We start from the raw sequence: 2861 nt of genomic DNA, 5'->3' as shown, positions 1-2861 counted from the left end.
GGAGTTAGGAGAAATATTGGATTTGAACTATTAAATTATATAATTCCTATTCAATAGAAAACTTGTATTAATGAAGAAGTAGTTTTGCAATTACTATATAACCGGATTTTATATAATTAATATCATTTCTCAAAAGTAATGCTACCCTTGGAAAGTTGTAAAAATAACTGGATAAATTACAGAGGTTAGCTAACAATAAAATTACGTCAATAAATAGTATTTAGAAATAGAAAATTCAAGTATAGCAAAGTTTTTGAGAATTGGTATAACTAAAAATTGTCAAAAAAAGACTTTGAATCTTGGTAACTATTGAGGTGTGGAAGTATAGCCGAAGTATAGCATTAATGCATGGTAATTGGTATAAATCGAAAATTTTGGCAAAATATCCAGGATTTCGGTCAAATTTATTAATTTATCCTTGAAGGTCAATTAACTATTTTAGGACTTACGCAAAGACCATCTATATAGGGTTTAAAACTATAACGTTATAGTTTTTTAATCTTATACCAATTTCATAAAATATTGCTACAGTCACGGCACAGGCAATAGGCAAAGAAAAAAAATAATAAAAAAGGTTTAATTTTGAGAATTTATGGGATTTATCAAGTTTTTTATTCTAGGAATAAATCACAACTTAAGATGTAACTACCTTTTTTGAATTTGGTATTATATATAGTGCTTCTGCGTAAGTCATGTAGTAGCTATTTTTAACCATATCCAATCAATCTCTACATTTTTGTAGCATTCTTTTTTCAAAGTGGTATTACAGATATAGCAATCTTATGTGAGTTGTAAGATTTTAGTGGCATTTAGGAGTCAGGAATCAGGAGTCAGGAGTCATAATTTTTAAGCTTTTCACCTCAAACTAACTATCATAAAAATTCTCACATCTCATTCCTGATTGCTATATTAGACATAGATATGAAAAAGAATGTAGAGTTCTATATCTATCATTTTACCCTTTTTTTATTCAAGATTTCTCCTTCTTCCTTCTTCCTTCTTCCTTCTTCCTTCTTCCTTCTTCCTTCTTCCTTCTTCCTTCTGTAATATTTAATGCTGTATTATAAATTTTTTCATTCTCCTTAACCGACTGCCATAAATCAACAATTGTTTGTGGATAATCTACCCCTATTTTTACACCAAATCTATCTTGTTCAACAGACAATAATTTCCAAGGTTCGTGTACTTTAGCAGCAGGCACTTTTCCTAATTCTGGCAACCAATATTTCACATATTTTCCTTCAGGGTCGTAATCTTTTGCCTGTTTAATAATATTAAAATAGCGAAAACCTCGCGCATCATTTCCAACTCCAGCAGTATAATTCCAATTTCCCCAATTACTACAAACATCATAATCTATTAGTAAAGACTCAAACCATTCAGCTCCCATTTGCCAATTAATTCCTAAATTTTTAGTCAGAAAACTAGCAACATTTTGTCTACCACGATTTGACATAAACCCTGTAGCCAAAAGTTCACACATATTAGCATCTACTAGAGGAAATCCTGTTTTACCTGCTTGCCACTTTTGAAATTTTTCCCAATCTTCTTGCCAAGGAATAACTACACCTTGTAAACCAGATTTATGAAATATTTTATTCCCATGTTTTTGACAAATAAATCGGAAGTAATCTCGCCAAAGTAACTCAAAAACTAACCAATAAGTTGATTGATTTTTAACTCTTTGATATTCATATTCTTTAACTTGTTCATAAATATAACGAGGCGACAAACATCCTAATGCTAACCAAGGGGAAAATTTAGAAGAATAATTTGCCCCTAACATTCCATTTCTTGTTTCCTTATAAACTTTTAAACAGTCTTGCTGCCAAAAGTAATTTTTTACTCTTTCCTTAGCAGCAGTTTCTCCCCCTTTAAATTCTAAAACTCCCCGTGAATCTAGTGGTGGTATTTCTAGGTTTAAATCAGATAATGTGGGTAATTCTCCTATCTCAATTTCTGGTAAAGATGGTAATTTTTGAATAGTTGGAAATGTAGGATTTACACTAGAATTTTTCTCTACATCTTTGCGAAAATTAGTAAATAATTCTGGTAATTGGTTAATCTCAAAAGGTAAATCATCTGGATGGTAAAGTGTATAACCCCAAAATGATTTTAATTTAACTCCAATTTGTTTTAGCGCCTGATGAACTGCTCTTTCTACTTTAACTTCTTCGGCAGTAACTTCTTGATGAAAAAATACAGATTTAGCAGATAATTGTTCAGCTAATCTAGGAATTGCTATTTCTGGTTTATCTTGAAAAATAACTAAATTACTACCTAATTTTTGTAGACTGTTACGCAAATCAACAATACTTTCTAGTAAAAACTTTGCTCTAAATACGCCTGTTTTAGGAAAGCCAAAATTTGTTTGACCAAATTGCCTTGGGTCTAAACAATAAATAGGAATAATTTGAGAATTAGCTTTTAGTGCTTTATATAGTGGTTCATGGTCATGGATGCGTAGGTCGTTACGATACCATAATATAATTACGTCTTGACTCATATTAATTTTGAGGAAATATATAATAGGAAAAACTAGAATTATTGAATGATACTAATATCCTTTATCTTTTTAGCAAAACCCAATTTTAGCAAGTAGGTTAGCATAAAGGTTCTTAATATTATAGACTGTTTGTTAAATAAGAGACTGTCTGTAAAATAAGTATTAATAAAAAAGTTTCACAACTCAATCTTAAAGCTTGAATAAGGCAAGGGATTGAAATAACTCTACAGAGAGAGAAGGTATGACTATTCATACTCAATCAGTTCTGATGAAGTTCCTGATAACAAATAATTGTTTTTTTGCCTATTCCCTATTCCCTCCATACCAGTTAAGTGTTCCCTGTTCCCTATCTTCT

At 30.6% G+C, this 2861-nt stretch carries 1 protein-coding gene; it reads right to left on the bottom strand.

The genetic code is table 11. The features are described 5' to 3' along the window. Positions 1-970: 970 nt before the first annotated feature. Complete coding sequence (locus AFK68_RS03380) at positions 971-2506, bottom strand: DASH family cryptochrome (RefSeq protein ID WP_094671595.1); 1536 nt, start codon at positions 2504-2506, stop codon at positions 971-973. Between the last annotated feature and the right edge of the window lie 355 nt (positions 2507-2861).

The organism is Hydrocoleum sp. CS-953, assembly GCF_002260545.1.
In the GTDB taxonomy this organism is placed as follows: Bacteria; Cyanobacteriota; Cyanobacteriia; order Cyanobacteriales; family Microcoleaceae; genus Trichodesmium.
The sequence above is the reverse complement of the archived record's forward strand: the minus strand, read 5'-3'. Positions and strand labels throughout refer to the sequence as shown.

Coding starts and splice junctions, on each gene's coding strand:
- AFK68_RS03380 (WP_094671595.1), bottom strand. CDS start 2,506: ATGAGTCAAGACGTAATTATATTATGGTATCGTAACGACCTACGCATC.